The 22,213-nt window shown below is 70.6% G+C and carries 21 protein-coding genes; 11 read left to right on the forward strand and 10 right to left on the reverse strand.

Annotation, left to right across the window (positions count from 1 at the left end; translation table 11 throughout):
• Positions 1-145: 145 nt before the first annotated feature.
• From J5V16_RS00005 to J5V16_RS00015, 3 genes are all read right to left on the reverse strand, one after another.
• On the reverse strand, positions 146-739 hold the full coding sequence (locus tag J5V16_RS00005; protein ID WP_208493851.1) for a PadR family transcriptional regulator: 594 nt from the start codon (positions 737-739) through the stop codon (positions 146-148).
• Between the two features lie 116 nt (positions 740-855).
• Positions 856-1,269 carry a DUF4439 domain-containing protein gene (locus J5V16_RS00010; RefSeq protein ID WP_208493852.1) on the reverse strand — a complete coding sequence of 138 codons (414 nt, stop codon included), beginning with the start codon at positions 1,267-1,269 and terminating at the stop codon, positions 856-858.
• Positions 1,266-1,661, reverse strand: a complete 396-nt coding sequence (locus J5V16_RS00015; protein WP_208493853.1) for a hypothetical protein — start codon at positions 1,659-1,661, stop codon at positions 1,266-1,268. The genes J5V16_RS00010 and J5V16_RS00015 overlap by 4 nt, the downstream gene beginning before the upstream one ends.
• A gap of 84 nt (positions 1,662-1,745) precedes the next feature.
• Between J5V16_RS00015 and rimP the strand changes: the two genes are divergently transcribed.
• The 5 genes from rimP (at position 1,746) to J5V16_RS00040 (ending at position 8,098) form a co-directional block, all read left to right on the forward strand.
• Positions 1,746-2,207, forward strand: a complete 462-nt coding sequence (gene rimP / locus J5V16_RS00020) for a ribosome maturation factor RimP (protein WP_208493854.1) — start codon at positions 1,746-1,748, stop codon at positions 2,205-2,207.
• A gap of 74 nt (positions 2,208-2,281) precedes the next feature.
• On the forward strand, positions 2,282-3,316 hold the full coding sequence (gene nusA / locus J5V16_RS00025) for a transcription termination factor NusA (protein WP_208493855.1): 1,035 nt from the start codon (positions 2,282-2,284) through the stop codon (positions 3,314-3,316).
• A 7-nt stretch (positions 3,317-3,323) separates the two neighbouring features.
• A complete protein-coding gene (locus J5V16_RS00030; RefSeq protein WP_363526142.1) occupies positions 3,324-3,665 on the forward strand; it encodes a YlxR family protein in 342 nt (113 codons plus the stop codon).
• Between the two features lie 80 nt (positions 3,666-3,745).
• Positions 3,746-6,667 (forward strand): translation initiation factor IF-2, encoded by a 2,922-nt coding sequence (gene infB / locus J5V16_RS00035; protein WP_208493856.1) that lies wholly within the window; start codon positions 3,746-3,748, stop codon positions 6,665-6,667.
• A complete protein-coding gene (locus J5V16_RS00040; RefSeq protein ID WP_208493857.1) occupies positions 6,668-8,098 on the forward strand; it encodes a DUF7782 domain-containing protein in 1,431 nt (476 codons plus the stop codon).
• On the opposite strand, the gene J5V16_RS25180 is transcribed toward J5V16_RS00040, so the two are convergent.
• The 3 genes from J5V16_RS25180 to J5V16_RS00055 form a co-directional block, all read right to left on the reverse strand.
• Positions 8,095-8,742: a response regulator gene (locus J5V16_RS25180; protein WP_208493858.1), complete on the reverse strand. Its 648-nt coding sequence runs from the start codon at positions 8,740-8,742 to the stop codon at positions 8,095-8,097. The two genes, J5V16_RS00040 and J5V16_RS25180, sit on opposite strands and share 4 nt — an antisense overlap.
• Before the next feature lie 60 nt (positions 8,743-8,802).
• Positions 8,803-10,065, reverse strand: a complete 1,263-nt coding sequence (locus J5V16_RS00050; protein ID WP_208493859.1) for a sensor histidine kinase — start codon at positions 10,063-10,065, stop codon at positions 8,803-8,805.
• A gap of 75 nt (positions 10,066-10,140) precedes the next feature.
• A complete protein-coding gene (locus J5V16_RS00055) occupies positions 10,141-10,674 on the reverse strand; it encodes a DUF6069 family protein (RefSeq protein WP_208493860.1) in 534 nt (177 codons plus the stop codon).
• Positions 10,675-10,890: 216 nt separating this feature from the next.
• Between J5V16_RS00055 and J5V16_RS00060 the strand changes: the two genes are divergently transcribed.
• The 4 genes from J5V16_RS00060 to truB all read left to right on the forward strand — a co-directional run bounded on the left by J5V16_RS00060 (position 10,891) and on the right by truB (position 14,230).
• On the forward strand, positions 10,891-11,187 hold the full coding sequence (locus J5V16_RS00060; protein ID WP_208493861.1) for a DUF503 domain-containing protein: 297 nt from the start codon (positions 10,891-10,893) through the stop codon (positions 11,185-11,187).
• Positions 11,188-11,318: 131 nt separating this feature from the next.
• Positions 11,319-11,765, forward strand: coding sequence for a 30S ribosome-binding factor RbfA (gene rbfA, locus J5V16_RS00065; RefSeq protein WP_208493862.1), 447 nt, complete (start codon positions 11,319-11,321; stop codon positions 11,763-11,765).
• Complete coding sequence (locus J5V16_RS00070) at positions 11,762-13,087, forward strand: MATE family efflux transporter (protein ID WP_208493863.1); 1,326 nt, start codon at positions 11,762-11,764, stop codon at positions 13,085-13,087. Before rbfA ends, J5V16_RS00070 begins: the two co-directional genes overlap by 4 nt.
• 228 nt (positions 13,088-13,315) lie before the next feature.
• The gene (truB, locus tag J5V16_RS00075) at positions 13,316-14,230 is read left to right on the forward strand and encodes a tRNA pseudouridine(55) synthase TruB (protein WP_208493864.1); all 915 of its coding nucleotides are present in this window, start codon (positions 13,316-13,318) and stop codon (positions 14,228-14,230) included.
• Positions 14,231-14,413: 183 nt separating this feature from the next.
• Here the strand turns inward: truB and J5V16_RS25270 are convergent, their stop codons facing one another.
• Positions 14,414-15,256 (reverse strand): helix-turn-helix domain-containing protein, encoded by an 843-nt coding sequence (locus J5V16_RS25270; RefSeq protein ID WP_208493865.1) that lies wholly within the window; start codon positions 15,254-15,256, stop codon positions 14,414-14,416.
• Between the two features lie 156 nt (positions 15,257-15,412).
• Here J5V16_RS25270 and J5V16_RS00085 point away from each other — a divergent pair, with 156 nt between their 5' ends.
• On the forward strand, positions 15,413-16,060 hold the full coding sequence (locus tag J5V16_RS00085; RefSeq protein ID WP_208493866.1) for a mycothiol-dependent nitroreductase Rv2466c family protein: 648 nt from the start codon (positions 15,413-15,415) through the stop codon (positions 16,058-16,060).
• Between the two features lie 88 nt (positions 16,061-16,148).
• Here J5V16_RS00085 and J5V16_RS00090 read toward each other — a convergent pair whose 3' ends face one another.
• Positions 16,149-16,658, reverse strand: a complete 510-nt coding sequence (locus tag J5V16_RS00090) for a DUF3145 domain-containing protein (protein ID WP_208493867.1) — start codon at positions 16,656-16,658, stop codon at positions 16,149-16,151.
• A 394-nt stretch (positions 16,659-17,052) separates the two neighbouring features.
• Here J5V16_RS00090 and J5V16_RS00095 point away from each other — a divergent pair, with 394 nt between their 5' ends.
• A complete protein-coding gene (locus J5V16_RS00095; RefSeq protein ID WP_208493868.1) occupies positions 17,053-17,403 on the forward strand; it encodes a hypothetical protein in 351 nt (116 codons plus the stop codon).
• Between the two features lie 217 nt (positions 17,404-17,620).
• On the opposite strand, the gene J5V16_RS00100 is transcribed toward J5V16_RS00095, so the two are convergent.
• A complete protein-coding gene (locus J5V16_RS00100; protein ID WP_208493869.1) occupies positions 17,621-19,456 on the reverse strand; it encodes a protein kinase domain-containing protein in 1,836 nt (611 codons plus the stop codon).
• 101 nt (positions 19,457-19,557) lie between these two features.
• Positions 19,558-22,152 (reverse strand): trehalose-phosphatase, encoded by a 2,595-nt coding sequence (gene otsB / locus J5V16_RS00105; protein WP_208493870.1) that lies wholly within the window; start codon positions 22,150-22,152, stop codon positions 19,558-19,560.
• Positions 22,153-22,213 lie beyond the last annotated feature (61 nt).

The following is a 22,213-nucleotide window of genomic DNA, read 5'->3' on the forward strand; positions in this document are numbered from 1 at the left end:
GAAGGGCCCATGATGGCGACGAGTTCACCGGCCGCGATGGTGAGCTCGGCCTCGATCAGGGCGTGGACGATGTTCTCGCCCGAGCCGTGGGTCCGGCTCACGCCTTTCAGATGCAGAACGGTCATGGGGGTACCGCGTTCTCTTCTCAGTGGGATCGGGATCGGTTGACTTCGGATTCCGCGTCGGCCGAGTCGGACTCGCCGACGCCGAACGGCAACGTCGCCTGCGGTTCCGCGCGGGCCACCACGGCCTCGGTGTGGTCGAGCCAGCGGATCTCCGCCTCGGCGCGGAAGATCATCGACTCGAGCACCAGCCGCCAGGCCAGCTCCGGGTGGTCCTCGGCCGACTTGAGCCGCGTGTACTCCTGGAGCAGGCGCAGGGTCGCCCCGCGCTGGCGCTGGATGACGTCGGCGACGTCCACGCCGGGCGTGGTCACCGCCAGCGCCAGCTTGATGGTGAGCTCGTCCCGGGGCCGGTCGGCGGCCTGCACCGGCGAGGCGAACCAGCCGGCCAGGTGGCGGCGGCCGCTCTCGGTGATCCGGTAGGGGCGCTGGCCGGAGTCGTTCTCCGGCATGGCCTCGACGAGCTCGTCGCGTTCGAGCCGGTTGAGGGTGGTGTAGACCTGTCCGATGTTGAGCGGCCAGGTGTTGCCGGTGGCGCTCTCGAACGCGGCCCGCAGTTGGTAGCCGTAGGCGGGTCCCCGTTCGAGCAGCGCGAGGAGGCTGTGCTTGACACTCATGAGCTACCTCGTATCGCTACTAGTCCTCTCCAAGTGGAGAGATACCGAGTATGGCATAGCTGGTATGCAGCAGGCGGATACAGGTAAGGCTGTTTTTTCGAGGTGCAGGTGAACGCCTACTCGGGGCGGCCCGGCCACGGGTCGGCGGCGGACTCGCCGACGGCGATCCGCCAGCGCGCCAGGGCCACCGCGGCGTCGCCGTACATCCTGAGGCAGATCTCGCGGTCGCGCGGCTCGGTCGAGGCCACGCCCGCGCGCCAGGCGGTGGTCACGTTCGTCTCGACGGCGAGCAGCAGCCGCTGCGCCCCGGCGGCGTCGGCGATAGGCTCGATGTCGTAGCCCGCCAGGGACGGGGCCGCTTCGAGCCCGTGCTCGTCGTAGAAGTCGAGCAGCGCGTCGCGCCGCGAGCGGTGCTCGGCCTCGAGCTCCTCGGCGATCCAGCGCGGGTCGCCGTCCAGGTGCACCGCGGCGGCGCTGTAGGCGTAGATCGCCGCGTACTCGGCGGCGAGGCCGGTGTCCACAACGGTCATGCGAGCACCGCCGCGTGGGCGGCGCGGCAGGCCGCGATCTCTCCGAGCACGACCGCGTAGTCCGAGTCGGTGCTGAGGCAGGCGTCGCCCGCCTCCTTGCTCCCCGCGCTCTCGGCTTCGGCGAGCGCGGCGGCGTCGGCCGGGAGCTCGCCGATCTCCTCGGCGACCACATTGGGCTTCAGGAGCCGTTCCAATGTGGCCGCGTGGGTGCGGTGGTCCTCGGCGAAGTCGCCGTAACCGAGGGCGTCCCCGGCGGCGGCCAGCGTGCGGGCGGTGCGGAGCGCGGCGGTGAGGTCCGCGTCCGAGGTGATGATGTGCGCCGTCTCCCGGGTGCATCCGGCGGCCGTGAGAACGGCCGCCCCGACCAGGAGTCCGCGTCGGGTCGTGAACACCCACCCAGTTTCCCAGGCTGCCTTTCCATTCTGTCTCCGGGCGGTTAATCTCGGCCGAACAGGCGACATGGAGGGGAAGTGCGCATGGGAAATGAGCGGCAAGCGGAGGTCGAGGCGATCCTGGCCCCGGCCGTGGCCAAGATCGGTTTCGATCTCGAAGGGCTGCAGGTCACCAAGGCCGGCCGGCGGCTGCTCGTCCGCGTGCTCGTCGACAAGGACGGCGGGATCTCGCTGGACGATGTGGCGGTTGTCTCGAAAGCCTGCTCGAAGGCCCTGGACGAGTCGGACTCCACGGGTGGGCCCTTCGCCGACACCCCCTATACCCTGGAAGTGTCCTCGCCGGGCGTGGACCGTCCGCTGACCGAGCCTCGGCACTGGCGGCGTAATATTGGGCGCTTGGTAGCCGTGCACATCGGGGAGGAGCCCGTCACCGGGCGCGTCACGGCCGCCAGCGAGCGGGGGATTGAACTAGAAGCCGACGGCGTGCGCCGCTCGGCTACCTATGCCGAGCTGGGGCCCGGCAAGGTGCAGATCGAGCTGAGATGAGCGTCTGCTCGAAGACGCGGCTCGCACGCCTTGAACGGCCGCGGTGAGGACAACTCAAGACTTAAGGAGAACGGGTGCATATCGACCTGGCCGCGCTGCGGTCGCTGGAACGCGAGCGCGACATCCCTTTCGAGACAATCCTCGGCGCTATCGAATCGGCGCTGCTGACCGCCTACAAGCACACCCCCGGGGCCGATGAGCGCGCGCGAGTAGTGGTGAACCGCGACAATGGGATCGCCAATGTCCTTGTGCCGGTGGTGAACGAAGAGGACGAGGTCGTCTCGGAGCGCGACGACACCCCCGAGGGCTTCGGCCGCATCGCCGCCCAGACCGCGAAGCAGGTCATCCTGCAGCGGCTGCGCGAGGCCGCCGACGAGGTCAACTACGGGGAGTACTCCGGCAAGGAGGGCGACATCGTCACCGGTGTCGTCCAGGCCCACGGCGAGCGCAACGAGCGCGGGATCGTCACTGTGGACCTCGGCAAGATCGAGGCCACCCTGCCCCTCAACGAGCAGGTCCCCGGTGAGAACTACGAGCACGGCAAGCGCATCCGCGCGATCGTCATCCAGGTGAACCGCACCGCCCGCGGCCCCCAGATCACGTTGTCGCGCACCCACCCCGCCCTGGTGAAGAAGCTGTTCGCGTTCGAGGTGCCCGAGATCGACGAGGGCGCCGTGGAGATCCCGGCGATCGCACGTGAGGCCGGTCACCGTTCCAAGATCGCGGTGCGCGCCACAACGAAGGACGTCAACGCGAAGGGCGCGTGCATCGGCCCGATGGGCTCGCGCGTGCGCGCGGTCATGAGCGAACTCGGCGGCGAGAAGATCGACATCGTCGACTGGGACGCCGACCCCGCGCGGTTCGTCGCGAACGCCCTCTCCCCGGCGAAGACCCTGTCGGTGCGGGTCGTGGACGAGGCGACACGGTCCACTGAGGTGATCGTCCCGGACTATCAGCTTTCGCTCGCGATCGGCCGCGAAGGCCAGAACGCCCGTCTCGCCGCGCGCCTCACGGGGTGGCGGATCGACATCAAGTCCGACGCGCACGTCTCCGGCGGCGCCAAGGAGGAGACCGGCCCGGCCGGTGGCGGTCGGCGGTCCGGGAGGTAGACTGAACATCGGATCGCAACGTGACGCAGCGGTAGTCCGCACTTGTGTGGGGTGCCGCAGACGCGCATCGGCCGCCGAGCTGTTGCGCGTCGTCGTTCAACGCTCTGAGGGTTCCCCGAACCGCCTGGTTCCGGACCCGCAGCGCCGCCTCAGCGGCCGCGGAGCCCATGTGCACCACGACCTGAACTGCCTTGAACAGGCAGTTCGCAAGCGTGCGTTCGCCCGAGCCCTCAGAATCGAGGGAGCGGTAGACGTTGGAGCGGTGCGAACCCATGTCGAGTCGGAGTCGGCCGAGAGGCCGACTCCCGCACACGAAGCAGGTAGAGACCGAATGAAGACCACGCGATGAAGTTCTTCGAATGAACGCGTTGCTAGTCGGTAGATAAGGTCGGCGGGCGCTGCCCGTACGACCTCGAATTGAGGAGTGCAGTGGCAGCAAAGCCCCGCGTACATGAACTTGCCAAGGAACTGGGCACGACGAGCAAGGAACTGCTCGCCCGCCTCGGGGACATGGGCGAGTTCGTGAAGTCAGCGTCGAGCACGGTCGAGGCCCCGGTGGCGCGTCGACTGCGGCAGGAATACGACGCCGCACAGGGCGCCCAGTCCGCGCCGGCGCCGAAGTCGGCGCCGACGCCCGAGCCCGCCAAGGCGGCGGCCCCCAAGGGCCCGCGCCCGGCGGCACCGAGCCCGTCCAAGATCATGCAGGCCAAGGTCGAGGCCAAGGACGCCAAGTCCGAGGCGAAGGCCGAAGCCGAAGCGAAGAAGGCCGTGAAGAAGGCCGCCGCCCCGAAGCCGGGAGCGGCCGCGCCGAAGCCCGGACCCAAGCCGGCCCCCGCGCCGGCCCCGGCCGCCCAGCCCACGAGCGCCCGCGACATCGAGGTGGCCGCGGAGCAGAAGCGCGCTGAGGAGCTGGTCAAGCGCCAGCAGGAGCAGGCCGAGGCCGCCAAGCGCGCCGCCGCCGCTCCGAAGCCCGGCCCCAAGCCCGCTCCGGCCGCCCGTCCCGGCGCCCCGAAGCCGGGCCCCAAGAACCCGTTCGGCGTCGGCGGCGCGAGCCCCAAGCCGCGCCCTGCCGCCGCTGAAGGCGGCGGCGAGCGCCCGGGCGGTCCCCGCCCGAGCCCGCGCATGATGCCTCCGCGCCCGAACCCGGGCATGATGCCCGGTCGCCCGGCCGGTGGCGGCCGCGACGGCGGTCCCCGCGGGGCCCGCGGCGGCGGTCGCGGCGGACCCGGCGGCGGCGGTCGTCCCGGTGGCGGCGGTGGCCGTCCCGGCGGTGGCGGCGGCAACTACCGCGGCACGTTCGGCGGCTCCGGCGGCGGTGCCGCAGGCGGCGCCGGCGGTGCGGGCGGTTCCGGTCCTTCGACCGGTGCGCCGGCTCCCTACCGCGGCGGCGGTGGCCGTGCGGGCGGCGGCGGCAAGGCCCGCGGCGGCGGTGCGGCCGGCGCGTTCGGCCGCGGCGGACCCCGCGGCAAGTCCCGCAAGTCGCGTCGTCAGCGGCGCCAGGAGTTCGACAACCTCGCAGCGCCGAGGATGCAGTCGGGCGCCCCGCGCGGCAACGGCGAGACCATCCGCCTGGCCCGCGGCGCGTCGCTCTCCGACTTCGCCGACAAGATCGGCACCCTGCCGGGCACCCTCGTCCAGGAGCTGTTCTCCTTGGGCGAGATGGTGACCGCGACGCAGTCGGTGTCCGAGGAGACCTTCGAACTCCTGGGCGCCCACCTCGACTGGGACATCAAGATCGTGTCCCCCGAGGAAGAGGACCGCGAGCTGCTCTCGCAGTTCGGCATCGACCTCGACGCCGAGGACAAGGACACGTTCGTCGCGCGTCCGCCGGTCGTCACGGTCATGGGCCACGTCGACCACGGTAAGACGAAGCTGCTGGACGCCATCCGGTCGTCCAACGTCGTCGCCGGCGAGGCGGGCGGCATCACCCAGCACATCGGCGCGTACCAGGTGCACGTCGAGCACGAGGGCGAAGACCGCGCGATCACCTTCATCGACACCCCGGGCCACGAGGCGTTCACCGCCATGCGTGCCCGAGGCGCGAACGTCACGGACATCGTGGTGCTCGTGGTCGCGGCCGACGACGGCGTCATGCCGCAGACGGTCGAGGCCCTGAACCACGCGAGTGCCGCTGGCGCTCCGGTCGTGGTGGCGGTCAACAAGACCGACCTCCCCGACGCGAACCCGGGCAAGGTCCGCCAGCAGCTGACCGAGTACGGCCTGGTCGCCGAGGAGTACGGCGGGCAGACCATGTTCGTCGACGTGGCCGCCAAGCCGCGCATCGGCATCGCCGACCTGCTCGAGGCGGTCCTGCTGACCGCCGACGCGTCCCTGGAGCTGGAAGCCTCGGAAGAGGGCAACGCGCAGGGCATCGCGATCGAGGCGCACCTCGACAAGGGCCGCGGCCCGGTCGCGAGCGTCCTGGTCCAGAAGGGCACGCTGCGGGTCGGCGACTCGATCGTCGCCGGCGGCGCGCACGGCCGCGTCCGGGCGATGCTCGACGCCGACGGCAACCGCGTCACCGAGGCGACCCCGTCGTTCCCGGTGCAGGTGCAGGGTCTCGCGTCCGTCCCGATGGCGGGCGACGTGTTCCTCGCCGCCGACGACGACCGCACGGTCCGTCAGATCGCCGAGCAGCGTCAGGCTCGCCGCCGCGCCGCTCAGCAGGCGTCCCGCGTCTCGCGCACCACGCTCGAGAACCTCATGGACAAGATCGCCGAAGGCGAGCGCACCACGCTGTCGCTCATCATCAAGGGCGACGGCGCCGGTTCGGTCGAGGCCCTCGAAGAGGCCCTGGTCGCGCTGGAGATCCCCGAGGAAGTGCACCTGCAGGTCATCCACCGCGGCGTCGGTCCGATCACCGAGAGCGACGTCAACCTCGCCGCGGCGGGCGACGGCGAGCCGGCGACGATCATCGCCTTCAACGTGCGAGGCGAGGGTCGCGTCCGCGACATGGCCGAGCGCGAAGGCGTGGACGTCCGGTACTACACGGTCATCTACCAGGCGATCGAAGAGATCGAGACCGCGCTCAAGGGCATGCTGAAGCCCGAGTACGAGGAAGTGGCGCTCGGCACCGCCGAGATCCGCGAGGTGTTCCGCTCCTCGAAGCTCGGCAACATCGCCGGTGCGCTGGTCACGAGCGGTTCGATCAAGCGCAACGCGAAGGTCCGCCTCATGCGCGACGGCAACGTCGTCATCGAGACGACCATCTCGTCGCTGCGCCGGTTCAAGGACGACGCGACCGAGGTCCGCGAGGGCTTCGAGTGCGGTTTCACCTTGAAGAACTACAACAACATCGAAGAGGGCGACATCATCGAAGCCTTCGAGATGCGCGAGAAGCCGCGCGCGTAAGTGCGGCTCCTCGAGACCGAAGCCGCAGCGCGGCTCGGCGAAGCCCTTCGGGGCTTCCGCCGGGCCGCGCTGTCGGCCGTCTGCACACCCGAAGCACTGGCCGCCGCCGACCGTGGCGACTACAGGGCACTCCTCGCGCAGTGCGGAGACGACGCGCTCGGGGTGTTCACCCGCCTGTTCGTGGTCGGCGTGCCGGTCCCTGCGGGGGCGGCCGCGAACGCCTTGGCGCCCTTCAGTCTTGACGAGGCCGTCAAGTGCGGACTCCTGGTCGGCGGCGACGAAGTCTCGGCCGGCTGGGGCGCCCAGTTCGAGGGCGACCGGCTGCTCTTCTCCGACCAGCTGCCGAACACCACCGGCGGCCGCACCCGCGAGCACGTGCTCGGTGTCGGCGGCGCCTCGAAGCTCCTCATGGACGCGACGCTCCGCGCCCCGGTGGATTCCGCACTCGACCTGGGCACCGGCTGCGGGGTGCAGGCGCTCGCGCTGACCGACCACGCCGCGAACGTGACCGCTACGGACCTGAGCGAGCGCGCGGTGGCCTTCGCCGACCTGAACGCCGTCGTGAACGGCGTGGAACTCGAACTCCTGCAAGGGGACCTGCTCGCGCCCATCGCCGGACGGCGCTTCGACCTCGTGGTCGCCAACCCGCCGTTCGTGATCGCCACGCCCGGCTCCGGGTGGACCTACCGCGACGGCGGCCGCGAAGCGGACGGCATCGCCGCCGAACTCGCGGCGGCCTCAGCCGACCTGCTCAACCCCGGTGGCACGATGCAGTTCCTCGCGAACTGGCTGCACATCGAGGGCGCGGACTGGGCCGAGCGCGTCACGGGCTGGTTCCCCGACGACGGCGTCCAGGTGTGGGTCGTGGAACGCGAACGGCTCGACCCGCTCGACTACGTGCGCACCTGGCAGCGCGACTCCGGCGAGAGCCACGACGCCGAACAGGCCGCGGCCTGGCTCGACTGGTTCGAGTCCCAGCACGTCGCCGCCGTGGGCTTCGGTTTCGTCAACGTCCGCCGCGTCGACGGCCCGACCGAGGTGGTCTGCGAGACGGCCCGCCACGCGGTGGAGACGCCGTGGCGGGACCGCATCGAGGACTGGTTCGCCTTGCGCGCCAGGGATCTCGAGCCCGAGACGCTGTGGCAGGCGAAGCTCCGCGTGGCCGACGGCGTCATGCTCCAGCAGAGCGCCGCACTCGGCGCCGAAGGCTGGGACGTCGACCGGCAGTGGCTCCAACAGGAGAACGGCATGCGCTACGCCGAGGAACTGGACCCGCTGCTCGTGCAGTTCATGGGCGCCTGCGACGGCGAAGTCGAAGTGCGCCTCCAGGTCCAGCTCCTCGCCGACACGTACGGCGCCGAGCCCGCCATGCTCTACGCCCAGCTCTACCCGCTGATCCGCCGCCTCGTCGACCGCGGCTTCCTGGTCTAGGACCGCAGGTAGGCCAGGACCGCCTTGACGCGGCGATGGTGGTCGCCGTCCTCGCTGCTGAGGGTCAGCTTGGTGAAGATGTTGCGGATGTGCTTCTCGACCGCGCCGTCGGAGATGAAGAGGCGCTTGCCGATCGCCTTGTTGGAGTGGCCCTCGGCCATGAGGCCCAGGACCTCCTTCTCGCGGGGGGTGAGGGTCGCGACCGGGTCGTTCTTCCTGCGGCGCACCATGAGCTGGGAGACGACCTCGGGGTCGAAGACGGTGCCGCCCCCGGCGACGCGCTTGAGGGAGTCCATGAAGTCGTCCACATCGATCACGCGGTCCTTCAGCAGGTAGCCGACCGCGCCGCGGGCGTCGGCCAGGAGGTCGTCCGCGTAGGAGACCTCCACGTACTGGCTGAGGATGAGCACCGGCGCGCCCGGCACGAGCTCGCGGGCGCGGGTCGCGGCCCGCAGGCCCTCGTCCGTGAAGGACGGCGGCATGCGCACGTCCACCACCGACACGTCGGGCCGGTGCTCAGCGACGGCCTCCACGAGGGCGTCGCCGTCGCCGACCTCGGCGACCACGTCGCAGCCGAACTCCTCCAGGAGCTTGACCAGCCCCGACCGGATGAGCACTGCGTCATCGGCCACCACTACCCGCACCCGTCACCCCACCCTCCGGCGCCTTCGGCGCCTCTCCCCGAATTCGAGTTAACACTGTTCCTACGCACTAGGAACCTCCACGACGATCACCGTAGGACCGCCGTCGGGGGAGTCGATGGTCCACTGGCCCTCGACGGCCTTGACCCGGTCGGTGAGACCCGAGAGCCCGTGCCCCTTCGAGACGTGCGCGCCCCCGATCCCGTTGTCGCCGACCGAGAGCACCAGCCTATCTCCCCAGTCCTCGACCGACACGGTCGCTTTGGCCGCCTGGGAGTGCTTCGCGATGTTCGTCAGGCACTCGGCGGTCACGAAGTAGACGGTGCTCTCCACGGCCGCCTTGTACCGACCGTTGAGGTTCGTCTCGAGTTCGACCGGGACGAGCGACCGCGCCGCGAGGGCCGCGAGCGCCGCGTCGAGGCCCCGGTCGGTGAGGATCGGCGGGGCGATGCCGCGCGAGAGCGACCGCAACTCGTCGATGGTCTCCCGGGTCTGCGCGATCGCGGCCTCCAAAGTCGCCTGCGCCGCTTCAGGGTTGGTCGCGAGCTGGCGCTTGACGCGGGCCAGCTCCATGCCCAGGCCCACGAGCCGCTGCTGCGGGCCGTCATGGATGTCGCGCTCGATGCGGCGTAGCGCGTCGGCCTCGGCCGAGGTGGCCGCGTTGCGGGACTCCTCGAGCTGGTCGATCCGCTCGTGCAGGCCGCTGATCGACGTGAGCATGCCCTTGCCGACGAACGCCTGGGCGAGCGCCAGGCCGCGCAGGACCGGCACCAGCGTCAGCGCCATGATCACGCCGCCGCTCATCGCCAGGATCGAGCGGGCGAGGTACGAGTCGCCCCAGCCCAGCCACTCGGTGGCGTAGTGCAGGCCGTCGTCGCTGCCGTTCGTCGCGGCCTCGATGATCCACGTGTAGGTGGGGTACAGCAGTGTCGCCGCCGTCGCCGTCCACCACGCGATCGCGACCGCGAAGCCGACGATGGCGATCGGCAGGATCGCGACCGCCCACAGCACGTTGAGCCAGGACTGCCCGTCGGTGAGCGGCGTCAGGAAGCGGCGCAGGGCGGACGCGTCCTCGCGGGCGCGCTTGTAGCGGGGGCGGGGCAGCTCGCGACGCAGCACCGCGGGGATCATGGACCTGCCGGCGGCGGCCATGCCGCGCATCGCGAAGAGGGTGGCCGCGGCGATGGGCACGCCGATCCAGATGACGGCCGTGCCGACACCGAGCGCGGTGCCGACCACACCGATGATGAACGAGGGCAGGGCGATGAAGAACATCGACAGCAGATAGCCGGTGTCGACGCTCAGTTGCCGGAGGGTTTTTCGCATGCGTCAACACTAGAAAGGCCGGGTCGCCGCGGCGACCCGGCCGTCCTGTGTCTTCGGGGTAGGGACAGCCCTACCTCAGCCCGCTCCCGCACCTGGTCGGCGCGGCTCCCGGGTGGCGATCCCGGCCACCGAGTTGAGCAGGCTCATGATGCAGATGCCGATGAGGAAGTTCAGCCCGGCCGTCGCGATCTGCGACTCGAGGTCGGCCACGACGGTGAACGGGATGAGCACGCCCACCGCGATGACCAGCAGCATGATCCAGATGAAGAAGCTCATCGGGCGCGGCATGAGCAGCAGCAGCATGTGGACGACCCCTGTGGCGAGGATCGCCACGCCGAACGCGCCGAACGCGTACGTCGTCGTGGCCGAGCTGCCGTAAGCGCCCGCCTCGGACGGCGAGAGGATGTGGATGCCGAAGACCCCGCGCACGAGCAGGATGCCCACCAGGGCGACCAGCGCGGCCACCACGCCCGTGCCGAACCCGCCCGCCCACAGCTTCGCGGCGTCGACCGTCGGGCGGTCCGACTGCGGTTGCGGTTCGGCCGCCGCCGGATACCGCCTCGTCGGCTCCTCGTGGTTCCCGGCCCAACCGCCTTGCGGTGCGGACATGGCTCCTCCTCCTCGGCCGTCCCTGCGGACCTGGAGCGGCCCGCTTCTCGGCTCATGGTGGCAGTAACCCGGTACGGAGGTCGCGAAACGCTGTTTTCGGACTCGACGGATTCACGTCCTTCCCACCGCGTCGAGTCTCCAAGCTCACGATGCGCCGCGATCGCCGCGGCGGGTAAAGATCTTGGTGTTGTCGGAGGTGGCGCGTAATCTAGAGCGGTGTTCACCGGATGCGCAGAATTCGACCTTCTCCTCCCACCGGACTCCCGCTCACTGAAGGCCAAGCGCTCCTATGTGCGCCCGATCGTCGCCTCGCTGCGGAAGTACGAGGTGGCGGTGGCCGAAGTCGGCGACCAGGACGTCCACGGCCGCACCACCATAGGCGTCGCCGCCGTGGCGGGCGAGCACCGGCACGTCCGCGAGCTCCTGGACGCCTGCGAGCACCACATCGCCGGGCGGCCCGAAGTGGAGCTCCTGAGCGTCAGGCGCCGCCTCTTCGGCCCGGAAGACGAGTAGACGCAGCATTGTTGCAAGACCAGTAGCGGCCCGCCGGAAGGCGGGCGGCAGCGCCGCCGCGGGGAAGCCCCGGGCGGAGAACGAGTATGGCGCACCCGAAGCGAGGTGCGCGTGAAGCGGAAGGCAGGAAGATGGCAGACGCGGCGAAGCGGGCCCAGGTATCGAAGCGGGTCATGGAGCTCACCGCCCAGGCGGTGCGCAAGCTCAAGGACCCCCGGGTCGGCATGGTCACCATCACCGACGCGCGCATGACCCCCGACCTGCGCGAAGCGACGGTCTTCTACACCGTGCTCGGCGACGAGGAGCAGGTCAAGGCCTCCGCGGCGGGCCTCGAGCGCGCCACCGGGCACCTCCGCACCACCGTCGGACGCGCGCTCGGCATGCGCCACACGCCGTCCCTCACGTTCGTGGCCGACACCGTCCCCGACCAGGCCAACCGGATCGAAGCGCTCCTCGCGCAGGCCGCCGCGGCCGACGCCGAGGTGCACAAGCTCGCCGAAGGCGCCTCCTACGCGGGCGACGAGAACCCTTACATAGAGAAGGGCGAAGAGGAGGACTCGGAAGAGTCCACCCGGTGACCCCGGCCCCGCGGGACGCCGAACCGCGCCCGGCCTCGTACCGGCGCATCGCGTCCCTCGCGATCCCGGCCCTGGTCGTGCTCGCGGCTGAGCCGATCTACCTCCTCATCGACACGGCCGTCGTCGGCCACCTCGGCGCCGTCCCGCTCGGGGGCCTCGCCCTCGGCGGCGTCATCATGGGCCTCGCGCCGTTCATCGGCGCGGTCCTCGCCTACGGCACCACCGCCCGGGCCTCCCGCCGCTTCGGCGCCGGGGACCGGCCCGGCGCGGTGGCCGAAGGCGTCCAAGGCACCTGGCTGGCGCTCGCCGCCGGACTCGTCATGGTCGTCGCATTCCAGTTCCTTGCCGGCCCGGCCGCCGGGCTCATGGGCGACGACCCGTCCGTGGAGGCCGCGGCCGCCGAATGGCTGCGCGTCGCCGTCCTCGGCGCGCCCTTCCTCCTCGTCGCCGGGGCCGGGCAGGGCTGGATGCGCGCGGTGCAGGACACCAAGCGCCCCATGTGGTTCGTCACCGCTTCATTCCTCCTCTCCGCGATCCTCGCGCCGGTCCTCGTCTACCCCGTCGGGCTCGGACTCGTCGGCTCCGCGTGGGCGAACGTCGTCGCGCAGGCCGTCTCCGGCGTGCTGTTCCTCCTCGCGCTGCGCCGCGAAGGCGTGCCGCTGCGCGTCGACCGGCCGCTCATGTCGAAGCAGCTCGTCGCCAACGGCGACCTGATCATCCGCGGCATCGCGTTCCAGGTCAGCTCCTTCTCGGCCACCGCCGTGGCCGCCCGGGTCGGCACGGCCGCGCTCGGCGCGCACCAGATCGGCATGCAGCTGTGGTTCTTCGCGGCGCTGGCGCTCGACGCCGTGGCGATCGCGGCGCAGGCGCTCATCGGCGCCGACCTCGGCGCGGGCCGGCCGGTCGCCGCGCGCGCCACTGCGAAGCGGCTGACGCTCGTCGGCCTCGGCTACGGCGTGGCGTTCCTGCTCGCGATCCTCGCGCTGCTGCCGATCCTCCCGGACGTGTTCACCGCCTCGGCCGACGTGCACGACCAGCTCGTCTACATCTGGCCCTGGCTCGTGCTCCTCCTGCCGGTGGCCGGGGTCGTGTTCGCACTCGACGGAGTGCTCATCGGCGCGGGCGACCTGCGGTTCATGCGGAACATGACCGTCATCTCGATCGCGAGCGGCCTGCCGTTCACGTGGCTCACGCTCGTCTTCGGCTGGGGCCTCGCCGGGATCTGGGGCGGCATCGCCGTGTTCATGCTCGTGCGCCTCGCGATGATCCTCTGGCGGCTGCGCTCGGGCGAGTGGGCCGTCACCGGCGCTGAGCGCGCCTGAGAATTCTTGTCTCACCATGTGAATTGTGCGCGAAATCCCACCTGAACCTTCGTTAAGGTGTCGAGGATGAAGACTCATTCATCGACTCGACGGAAGCGCCGCCACCGTCCCGATAATTGGGACGAGGAGAAGGCGGAGGCCCTGCGCGCCCTTCAGGAATCGCTCGACCGGCACCAGTAGCCACCCGCGCGGCGGGCGCGGTCGGAGACGCGATTAGCCTCTACGTCCGTGACGTCCAAATCCGCCAAGCCCGCTGCGCCGGGCCTCATCGTCGTCGACAAGCCGCAGGGCATCACCTCGCACGGGGTGGTGTCCCGGATGCGCCGTATCTGCGGCACCCGCAAGGTCGGCCACGGCGGCACGCTCGACCCGATGGCGACCGGCGTGCTCATCGTCGCGGTCGGCAAGGCCACCAAGCTGCTCACGTACGTGTCCGGCCTGGACAAGTCCTACGCCGCGACGATCCGGCTCGGCCAGGCCACGGTCACCGACGACGCCGAAGGCGAGGTGATCGCGAGCGCCGACGCGTCGGCGGTCGCCGACGCCGCGATCCGCGACGGGCTCGCGGCGATGACCGGCGAGATCGACCAGGTGCCGAGCGCGGTGAGCGCCGTGAAGGTCGACGGCCAGCGCGCGTACAAGCGGGTGCGCGAGGGCGAGACCGTGGAGCTCAAGGCCCGGCGGGTCACGATCGCCTCGATCGAGGTCCTGGCGATCCGACGCGAAGGCGAGTTCGTCGATGTCGATGTGGACGTCTCGTGCTCTTCGGGCACCTACATCCGCGCGATCGCGCGCGACCTCGGCGACGTGCTGAGCGTCGGTGGGCACCTGACTGCGTTGCGGCGCACCAGGATCGGTGGCTTCGGCATTGATGTGGCAGCGACCTTGGAGGCGCTGGCGGAGCGTTCGGAGGCGGGCGAGCCGCTCGGCGCGCTCGCGATGGGCGAGGCTGCGGCGCGGCTGATGCCGACGCGCACGGCGACCGATGCCGAGGCGAAGGCGCTGTCGTACGGGAAGGCGCTCGACCCGGCCGGCATCGAGGGCCGGTACGCGGTTCTCAGCGAGGCCGGCGACCTCCTCGCGGTGATGACCGAGCGGGACGGCAAGGCCAAGCCCGAGACGGTGTTCGCGGCCGCGAGCTAAGCAGCGGCGGCGGCACGGCGTGCCCGCGATTGCGCGGTGGCGGGCCGGCGCCTGCGGCGCGGGCGCGCTGGGGGCGTAGGGCGTGCCCCTTCCCACCCGCATCCGCATTCCTGCCAACCGAAAAGGACGATGGTCGCATGTGGGGCCGACATTTTTGGGTTTTGGCAGGTCAAGCATGAGTTGTCAGGTCGGTTGCTTGTGGGCTGTTGCGCGGAAGGCGATCGGGGTGGTTCCCGTTCGTTGAGCGAAGAACTTGTTGAAGTTGGTGGCGCTGGTGAAGCCGAGGCGTTCGCCGATGCGGGCGGCGGGGATGGGGGAGCAGGCGAGCATGCGCTTGGCTTCGAGGATGACGCGGCGGTCGATGAACTCCTTCGCGGGGATGCCGGCGGCCGCGAGGGTGGCCCGGGAGAGTGTCCTGGGGGAGTAGGCGAGGGCTTCGGCGTAGTCGCTGAGCCGGCGCGAGTTCGCGAAGTCGCGCTCGACGGCGTCGCGGAAGGCCAGGTACACCTCGCTCGGGTCGGGCCCGGCCTGCGGTGCGGGCAGGCTCGCGATGCGCAGGACCAAAACCGCGAGCAGGTGCCGCAGCACCTGCAGCCGCGTGTCCCAAGGCAAGCGGTCGGCCGAGTGCTCCCATTGCAGCTGGGTGGTCGCCGCCCGCAGCAGTGCGTGGTCCTCGGCCGTGGGGACGCGCATCACCGGGGCGTGCGGGTCGTCGACGCACACGCCGATCGCGGTGTCGGGGTCCAAGAAGTCGGTGGCGAAGCGGATGACGGTGCCCTCGGCCTGGTCGAGGCCGCTCCACTGCTGCACCTGGCCCGGCCGCGCCCACAGCCACTGGCCCGGGTTCAGCGCGTGCTCGGTGAAGTCGACTGAGTGCCGCATAGCGCCCGAGGAGAGCGTGAGCAGGCAGTGCAGGTCGGAGCGGAAGGGCCGCGTCAGCGCGGGGGCGTCGCCGCCCGCGCGCAGGCGCGAGAGCGTGACGATCTCGATCGAAGGGCCGCGGCCGTCGTGCGCGGCCGGTTCCACGGCGGGCGCGAAAAGGCGGCCCGTTATGTCATCTTGTCGCGTATTCACCAGCATCGACGGCAAGTTTATCCCTTTTATCGTGGTTCCACGTTGTGTCTCGATCATAGGGCCGAGCCGCCCAGGAAACTTGTTTAAATTTGAAGTAGTCTAATGCGCATGGCTGAAACCAAGACCGTCGACTTCTGGTTCGACCCCGCCTGCCCCTGGGCGTGGATGACCTCCCGCTGGATCCTCGAGGCCGCGAAGCTCCGCCCGATCAACGTGCGCTGGAACGTGATGAGCCTCTGGGTGCTCAACGAGCCGAAGCTCGACGAGCTCCCCGAGTTCTACCAGGATCTGTTGCCCAAGACCCGTCCGGCCGTTCGCGTCGCGACCGCGGTCGCCGAGCAGTACGACAACGAGACCCTCGGCCGCCTCTACACGGCCCTCGGCAACCGCATCCACATCGGCGGCGAGAAGGACTCCGAGATCTACATCCCGGCCGCGCTCGAAGCGGTCGGCCTCCCGGTCGAGCTGGCCGACGCCGGCAAGAGCGAGGAGTGGGACGAGGCGCTGCAGGCCTCGCACCAGCACGGCATCGGCCTCGTCGGCACCGACGTCGGCACTCCGGTCGTGGCCGTGGAGAACGACGAGGGCGTGCGGGTCGGCCTCTTCGGTCCCGTCGTCACCCCCGCCCCGATGGGCGAGGCCGCCGCGAAGCTGTGGGACGGCGTCTACGCCGTGGCCACCACGCCGGGCTTCTACGAGCTCAAGCGCTCCCGTACCGACGGCCCGAACTTCGACAACCTCACCGCCGACCTGTAGGCGGACGAGAACGCCGATGCCCGCGACGCGCTGCGTCGCGGGCATCGAACGTTGCGGTTTCCTTGGGCGGCAAGGCCGTCCCGGAGCGTTAGCCGACCTGGGACAGCCAGGACTGCTCGCTGCCGCCGGCGGCCTGGCGGTAGGGGCGCAGCTCGCGGTCCCATTCCAGGCCCAGCAGCTGGTCGAGCCCGTTGCGCAGGGCTTCGGCGCTGGTGGTGGTCGCCAGGAGCGCGCGGATGCGGTCCTCGGCGATCATGATCTCGCCGCCGGCGCTCATCGCCGCGCGGTAGATGCCGCGCCCGGGGACATGCATGATCCGCTCGCCGTCGACGCCAGCGCTCGGGTCCTCGGTGACCTCGAAACGCAGCATCGGCCACTGGGCGAGGGCCTTCGCGAACTCGGCGCCCATGCCGGCGTAGCCCGTCCAAGCGCGCTCGGCGCGCATGGTGCTGCGTTCGGCCTCCTGGGGGGTCCAGCCCAGCTTCACGCCCTGGCTCGCGGAGCCGGAGCGCTCCAGGACACGACCGATCGCCCACTCGACATGCGGGCAGACCGCAGACGGGCTGGAGTGGATGTAGATCACGCCGCGTGTCTGCATCGCGCACCTCCTTGGGAATCGGCGTATCTGAGTACTGGCTCACTCCTTGTGGTCATTTCATAACGACTTGAAGTCGTGCAACGGGTATCGGCCGGGATGAGAGTGGGATGAACTCGAACCCGGCACGCTATTCCGCTCAGTTACATACTGACAGCTTCGAAAGCATCGCGCTAGGCTTAAACCGCTCCGGGGGCTCACTTTTTCGATCATTCGATGCGTCACACCCGGTGCGTGTGCTAGTTGCCGCACCCGGCGCCTGAGCTACACTTGCGCATGACCGGCGTACTGTCGGTTTTCTTTTGTGGTCCAACCCAGGTTCAGTGCCCGCCATGAGGGCTGCTCTTCCTGTGTCAGGCCGAAGATTCGTCTTACACGACAAGGTGAGGAGACCGGCGTGGCAGCCAACACTTCCAAGACAGCACGCGCTTCCGTCAAGGCCGGCCAGAAGGGCGGCTCCGCTGGTGGGCTCAACGTCCTCGGCGAGTTCAAGTACCTGATCCCGCTCAACAACGGGAAGCACGTGTACCTGCGCAGCCTGACCACCGGCAAGACCCTGCACCTCGCCACCGGTTCCGAGGCGTTCACCGAGGCCGTCAAGGCCCTCGCCGCCGCCGGCCACGGTGCCAAGATCAAGGCCGAGATCGAGGGCCTCGCCGCCAAGCTCCCCGCGGAGCAGGGCTGGGACACCACCCTCAAGACCCTCGAAGAGGCCGGCGCCTTCTCCGCCGAGGCCGTCGCCGCCTAGGTTTCGCACCCGCGACGTTCGCGCTCCATGCCCGCCAGGGCGTGGGGCGCTTTTTCTCGTCCCCGATCCATGCTCCGAATTGCTCGATCGCTTGTACGACAGCGCTCCGATGCGATTGGGGGCGCAAATGGCATCGGCGTTTATCGAAGGCACTCCGAATAAGCCCCCGAAGGGGGCTTGCCTCACCCGATCGGACGATCCCCAATGGGGTGGACGTTCAGTCGGCGAGATCGGCGGTGCAGACCGGTTCGGACTTCGGCACCTTGTTGATCTCCCACAAGGCGCTCACGAGGAAGCAGTAGTCCTCGTCGGGGTTGAACCCCGCCGAGGTGTAGGTCGGCTCGGTGGTGCCCACCTCGTCGAGCGCCTCGGCCTTCTCGTCGCCCACCCGCTGGGCGAACACGATGTACCGCAGCGAATCCGTCGCGCCATCGGGTTCGGTCCAGGTGAGCGTCACCTCGCCGTCGCTCCAGGACGCGATCGTCACGTCCGTCGGTGCGCCCTTGCCGTCGGTGTTCGCCTGGTCGAGGTCGTCGGCGGTCTTGTCGGGGGTCAGGAGCCACAGCCACACCGTCATGACCGTGCCGAGCAGCACGGTGATCGCGAGCCCGAGGTACACGTACGACTTGAGGCCGCGCTCGTCCTTCTGGCGCGGCTGGACCTGCTTGGGGGCCTTGTACGCCTTGGTCTTCCGCGGCTTGGAGCCGTCGCGGCCGATCACCGGCGGCGCGAACACCTGCTCCTGCGGGGCCGCCTGCATCGGCGGCGCCTGCTGTGCGGCCTGCGGGCTCCACGGCATCGGCGGCGGCTGCATGCTCACCGGCGCCTGCGGCGGCGCCGAGTACGGCGCGAGACCGCTGTGCAGGGCCTGCTGCTGCGGCGCGCCGGAGAACGGTTGGGCGCTCATGGGCGCCCCCGAGAACGGCTGGGCGCTCATCGGGGCACCGGAGAACGGCGCGGCCGAGACCGGACCACCCTGCGTCCCATCGAGTTGCGCGTACCGCGGGTCCACGGCGTGGCCGAGTTCCCCGGCGTACCCGCCGCCGGTGCGGCTTCCGGTGAGGCCGCTGCCGAGCGTGCCGCCGCGTTCGGGCTGCGGCATGGGCTGCACGGGCGCGAACGGGTCGAGCGGCACCCGCGTGCCGCGCGAGGCGACCTCGGGCCGGTAGACCGTCTCCTCGTTGCTCACGTCGCCGATCACGGCGGGCGCGGCGGCCTTGCCGACCCCGCCGCCGTACATGCCGCGCTGCAGCTCCTCGGCGAACGCCTGGCCCGAAGCGGGCCGGCGGGCCGGGTCCCGGGACAGGCCGCGCACGAGCAGGCTCTCCAGCCACTCGGGCACGTCGTCGCGGGGGAGCTTCGGCGGCGGCGCGTCGGAGGTGACGCGCGCGCGGTGCGTGTCGGGGTCGGTCCCGCCCTCGGGGTTCGCGAACGGCGCGAACCCGGCGAGGAGGTGCCACATGCTCGACGCGAGGCTGAACAGGTCGCTCGCGGGCGTCTGGGCCTGGCGCAGCAGCGCCTCAGGAGAGGCGTGGAGCGGCGTGAGCTTGTCGATCGCGGCGGTGGCGGCCAGCGAGGCGCCGCTGCGGGCGATGCCGAAGTCGGCGAGCGCGGGGCCGTACTGGCCGCGAAGGATGTTCTGGGGCTTGACGTCCCGGTGGAGGATGTCCGCGTTGTGCGCGGCCTGGAGGGCCTGCCCGATCTTGACGCCCACGTCGATGACGTCTTCGACGGGGAGCGGCCCGCCGGCCTTGAGGATCGCCGAGTACGAGCCGCCTTCGCAGTACTCCATGACGATGTACGGCTGCGCGGCCTCGGTGTGGCCGGTGTCGATGATCGAGACGATGTGGGGGTGGTTCGAGACCGCGACGGTGGCCTCGAGCTCTTTTTCGACCGAGTCCGCGGTGGTCATGTCGTCGTCGACGAGCAGGACCTTGACGGCGACCGTGCGGTCGAGGCGCTCCTGGACGGCCGTGTAGACGAACGCGGTCGAACCGTGCGCGACCATCGCGAAGTCGCGGTAGCCGGGGATGGCAGGAGTGGGGGAGCTCAAGGCGAGGGCTTCCTGTCAGGATGCAGCAGACTGTGTTCATGCACGGCTCGCAAGCTTCGCCGTGTCGTCCTGAACAGAGTAGCCCTCGCCTTGAGGGTGCCTCAGATGCGTCCGCTTTGGCCGTTCAGCAGGTTCGCCACCCGGATGAGGCCCAGGTGCGAGTATGCCTGCGGGTGGTTGCCCAGGCCGCGCTCGGCGATCGGGTCCCACTGCTCGGGCAGCAGCCCGGTCGGGCCCGCGCACGCGAGGATCTGCTCGAACAGCTCCTCGGCGTCGGTGCGGCGACCCACCTGCAGGTACGCTTCGGCGAGCCACGCGGCGCAGATGATGAACCCGCCCTCGGTGCCCGGCAGGCCGTCGTCGCGGTGGTAGCGGTAGACCGTCGGGCCCGAGCGCAGCCCGGCCTCGATCCTGAGCACGGTCTTGAGATAGCGCGGGTCGTCCGGCGGGAGCAGCCCGGAGAGGCCGATCCACAGCGACGCGGCGTCGAGGTCGTCGTGGCCGTACGCGGCCGTGTAGGCCCCGGCCTCGTCGTTCCAGCCCAGTTCCAGCACGTTCTTGGCGATCTGGTCGCGCAGCTCGTGCCAGTCGGGGCCGTACTCCATGCCGAAGTGCTCGGCGACCTTGAGCGCGCGGTCCACGGTCACCCAGCACATGACCTTCGAGTACACGTGGTGCCGCGGGGCCTGGCGGGCCTCCCAGATGCCGTGGTCGGGCTCGTGCCAGCGCTTGGCGACGGCCTCGACCATGCTGCCGAGGACCTGCTGCTCGAAGTCCGAGAGGTGCCCGCGGCGCTGCGCGACCGCCTCGACGAGCATCGCCACCGGGCCGAACACGTCCAGCTGGACCTGGTTCGACGCGGCGTTGTTGATGCGCACCGGCCGCGCCCCGGCGTACCCGGGGAGCGTGTCGATGATCGCCTCGGGGCTCGGTGCCATGCCCTCGATGTCGTACAGCGGGGCCAGCCGCTCGGGGTGGCCCGCGGTGCGCTCGAGGATGCCCGCGACCCACGCGAAGTACGACTCGGCCTCCTGCAGGGAGCCGAGGTCGACCAGCGCGTTCGCGGTCATCGCGGCGTCGCGGATCCAGCAGAACCGGTAGTCCCAGTTGCGCACGCCGCCGAGCTCCTCGGGCAGCGAGGTGGTCCCGGCCGCGAGGATCGCGCCCGTGGGCTGGTAGCAGAGGGCCTTGAGCGCCAGCGCCGAGCGGGAGACCATCTCGGTCTCGACGCGCGGGAGCTTGAGCGAGTCCGACCAGTTGCGCCAGCCGGCCTCGGTGGTGCGGCGGCGGACGTTGACGGCGGGCTTCCACTCGTCGAGGTTCGCCGATCCGGCGCGCATCTCGAGCACCAGGGACCCGCCGATCGCGGCGAGGTCGACAACCGCGACGGCCAGCGAGTGCTGCCCGTCGTACTCGATGTGCCACTCCACGCCCGGCGAGCGCAGGCTGATCGGTTCGCGGCCGCCCAGGACGTGCAGGCCGTCGCCGCCGACGGGCTGGAGCTGCACGGGCAGCTGCCCGAACTCCGGCCGCGGCGCGAAGGTGATCTTGACGGGGACCTCGCCGCTGATCTCGCGCACGAGCACGGTGGCGTTGAGGTCGCCGCGGCGCCGCGGCGTCGAGTCGAGCCAGTCGGTGACCGACAGGCCCGGCCAGCGGGTCTCGACGGTCATGGTGCCGGAGACGTAGCGCTGCCCGAGCGGGATGCCGGCGTTGACGGGCTGGACGGTGAAGTGCCCGGCGTGCTCGCCGCCGAGCAGGTCGGCGAAGACCGAGCCGGAGTCCGGCCGCGGGTGGCACATCCAGGTGACGCGCCCGTCAGGGGTGAGGAGCGCGTGGTTGGCGCCGTCGGCGAGCATCGTGTGCCGCTCGATGAGCTGCGCCTGCTCGCCCTGGAGCCAGGCCCGGCGGGTGTCGACGAGGCGCGCGAGGAGCTTCGCGACGTCGGTGGGGTCGCCGATGCGGAACGCGGCGCGGCTGGGCCCGGGGCCGACGCGGACGCCGACGTCCGGGCCGTGCAGGTGCGCAAACGCATTCTCGTCGGTGACGTCGTCGCCCAGGAAGAGGACCGCGGAGGCCCCCAGCTGGTGGCGCAGCTTGTCGAGCGCGTCGCCCTTGTGGGTGGTGACCACGGACAGGTCGATGACGGCCTTGCCCTCGGTGGTGTGCACGCCATCCCATGTGGACGGACCCTCGCGGACGTCCTCGACCGCGCGCATCGCATCCGCTTCGGACGCTTCGCGGACGTGCAGCGCGCACCCGGCCGGCTTCGGCTCGACCCGGGCGCCCTCGTAGCGTTCGGCGATCGCCGACAGCTCGGCCACGAGCTTGTCGCGCAACCGCTGGTCCTCGCTGGAGAGCGCCCGGGTGAAGCCGATGTCGAACTCGGATCCGTGGGATCCGACCAGGTGGATCTCGGACGGTAGGCGGGAGAGCGCCGCCAGGTCCCGCAGCGCCCGGCCGGAGATGACCGCGACCTTCGTCTGCGGCAGGTTCGCCAGCGTCCGCAGGGCCGAGACCGACTCGGGAATCGGCATGGCCTGCGAAGGATCGGTGACGATCGGCGCGAGCGTGCCGTCGTAGTCGCACGCGATCAGCAGCTGCGGAACACGGGCGAGCAGAGTGAGGGCCGAGCGCAGCTCCTCAGAGGAGCTGAAGTCCTCCGGCGCGGGGCCCTCAGGGCGTGGTGCGGTCATCGTGGCGTATCTCTCCAACACCGTCGTTGCGGAAATGTCTGTGCCTGCCGCCCGACCGCCG

It is taken from the genome of Glycomyces niveus (assembly GCF_017592475.1).
GTDB classification, from domain to species: Bacteria; Actinomycetota; Actinomycetes; order Mycobacteriales; family Micromonosporaceae; genus Glycomyces; species Glycomyces niveus.

Coding starts and splice junctions, on each gene's coding strand:
- J5V16_RS00005 (WP_208493851.1), bottom strand. CDS start 739: ATGAGTGTCAAGCACAGCCTCCTCGCGCTGCTCGAACGGGGACCCGCC.
- J5V16_RS00010 (WP_208493852.1), bottom strand. CDS start 1,269: ATGACCGTTGTGGACACCGGCCTCGCCGCCGAGTACGCGGCGATCTAC.
- rimP (WP_208493854.1), top strand. CDS start 1,746: ATGGGAAATGAGCGGCAAGCGGAGGTCGAGGCGATCCTGGCCCCGGCC.
- J5V16_RS00050 (WP_208493859.1), bottom strand. CDS start 10,065: ATGCGAAAAACCCTCCGGCAACTGAGCGTCGACACCGGCTATCTGCTG.
- J5V16_RS00055 (WP_208493860.1), bottom strand. CDS start 10,674: ATGTCCGCACCGCAAGGCGGTTGGGCCGGGAACCACGAGGAGCCGACG.
- rbfA (WP_208493862.1), top strand. CDS start 11,319: ATGGCAGACGCGGCGAAGCGGGCCCAGGTATCGAAGCGGGTCATGGAG.
- J5V16_RS00085 (WP_208493866.1), top strand. CDS start 15,413: ATGGCTGAAACCAAGACCGTCGACTTCTGGTTCGACCCCGCCTGCCCC.
- J5V16_RS00090 (WP_208493867.1), bottom strand. CDS start 16,658: ATGCAGACACGCGGCGTGATCTACATCCACTCCAGCCCGTCTGCGGTC.
- otsB (WP_208493870.1), bottom strand. CDS start 22,152: ATGACCGCACCACGCCCTGAGGGCCCCGCGCCGGAGGACTTCAGCTCC.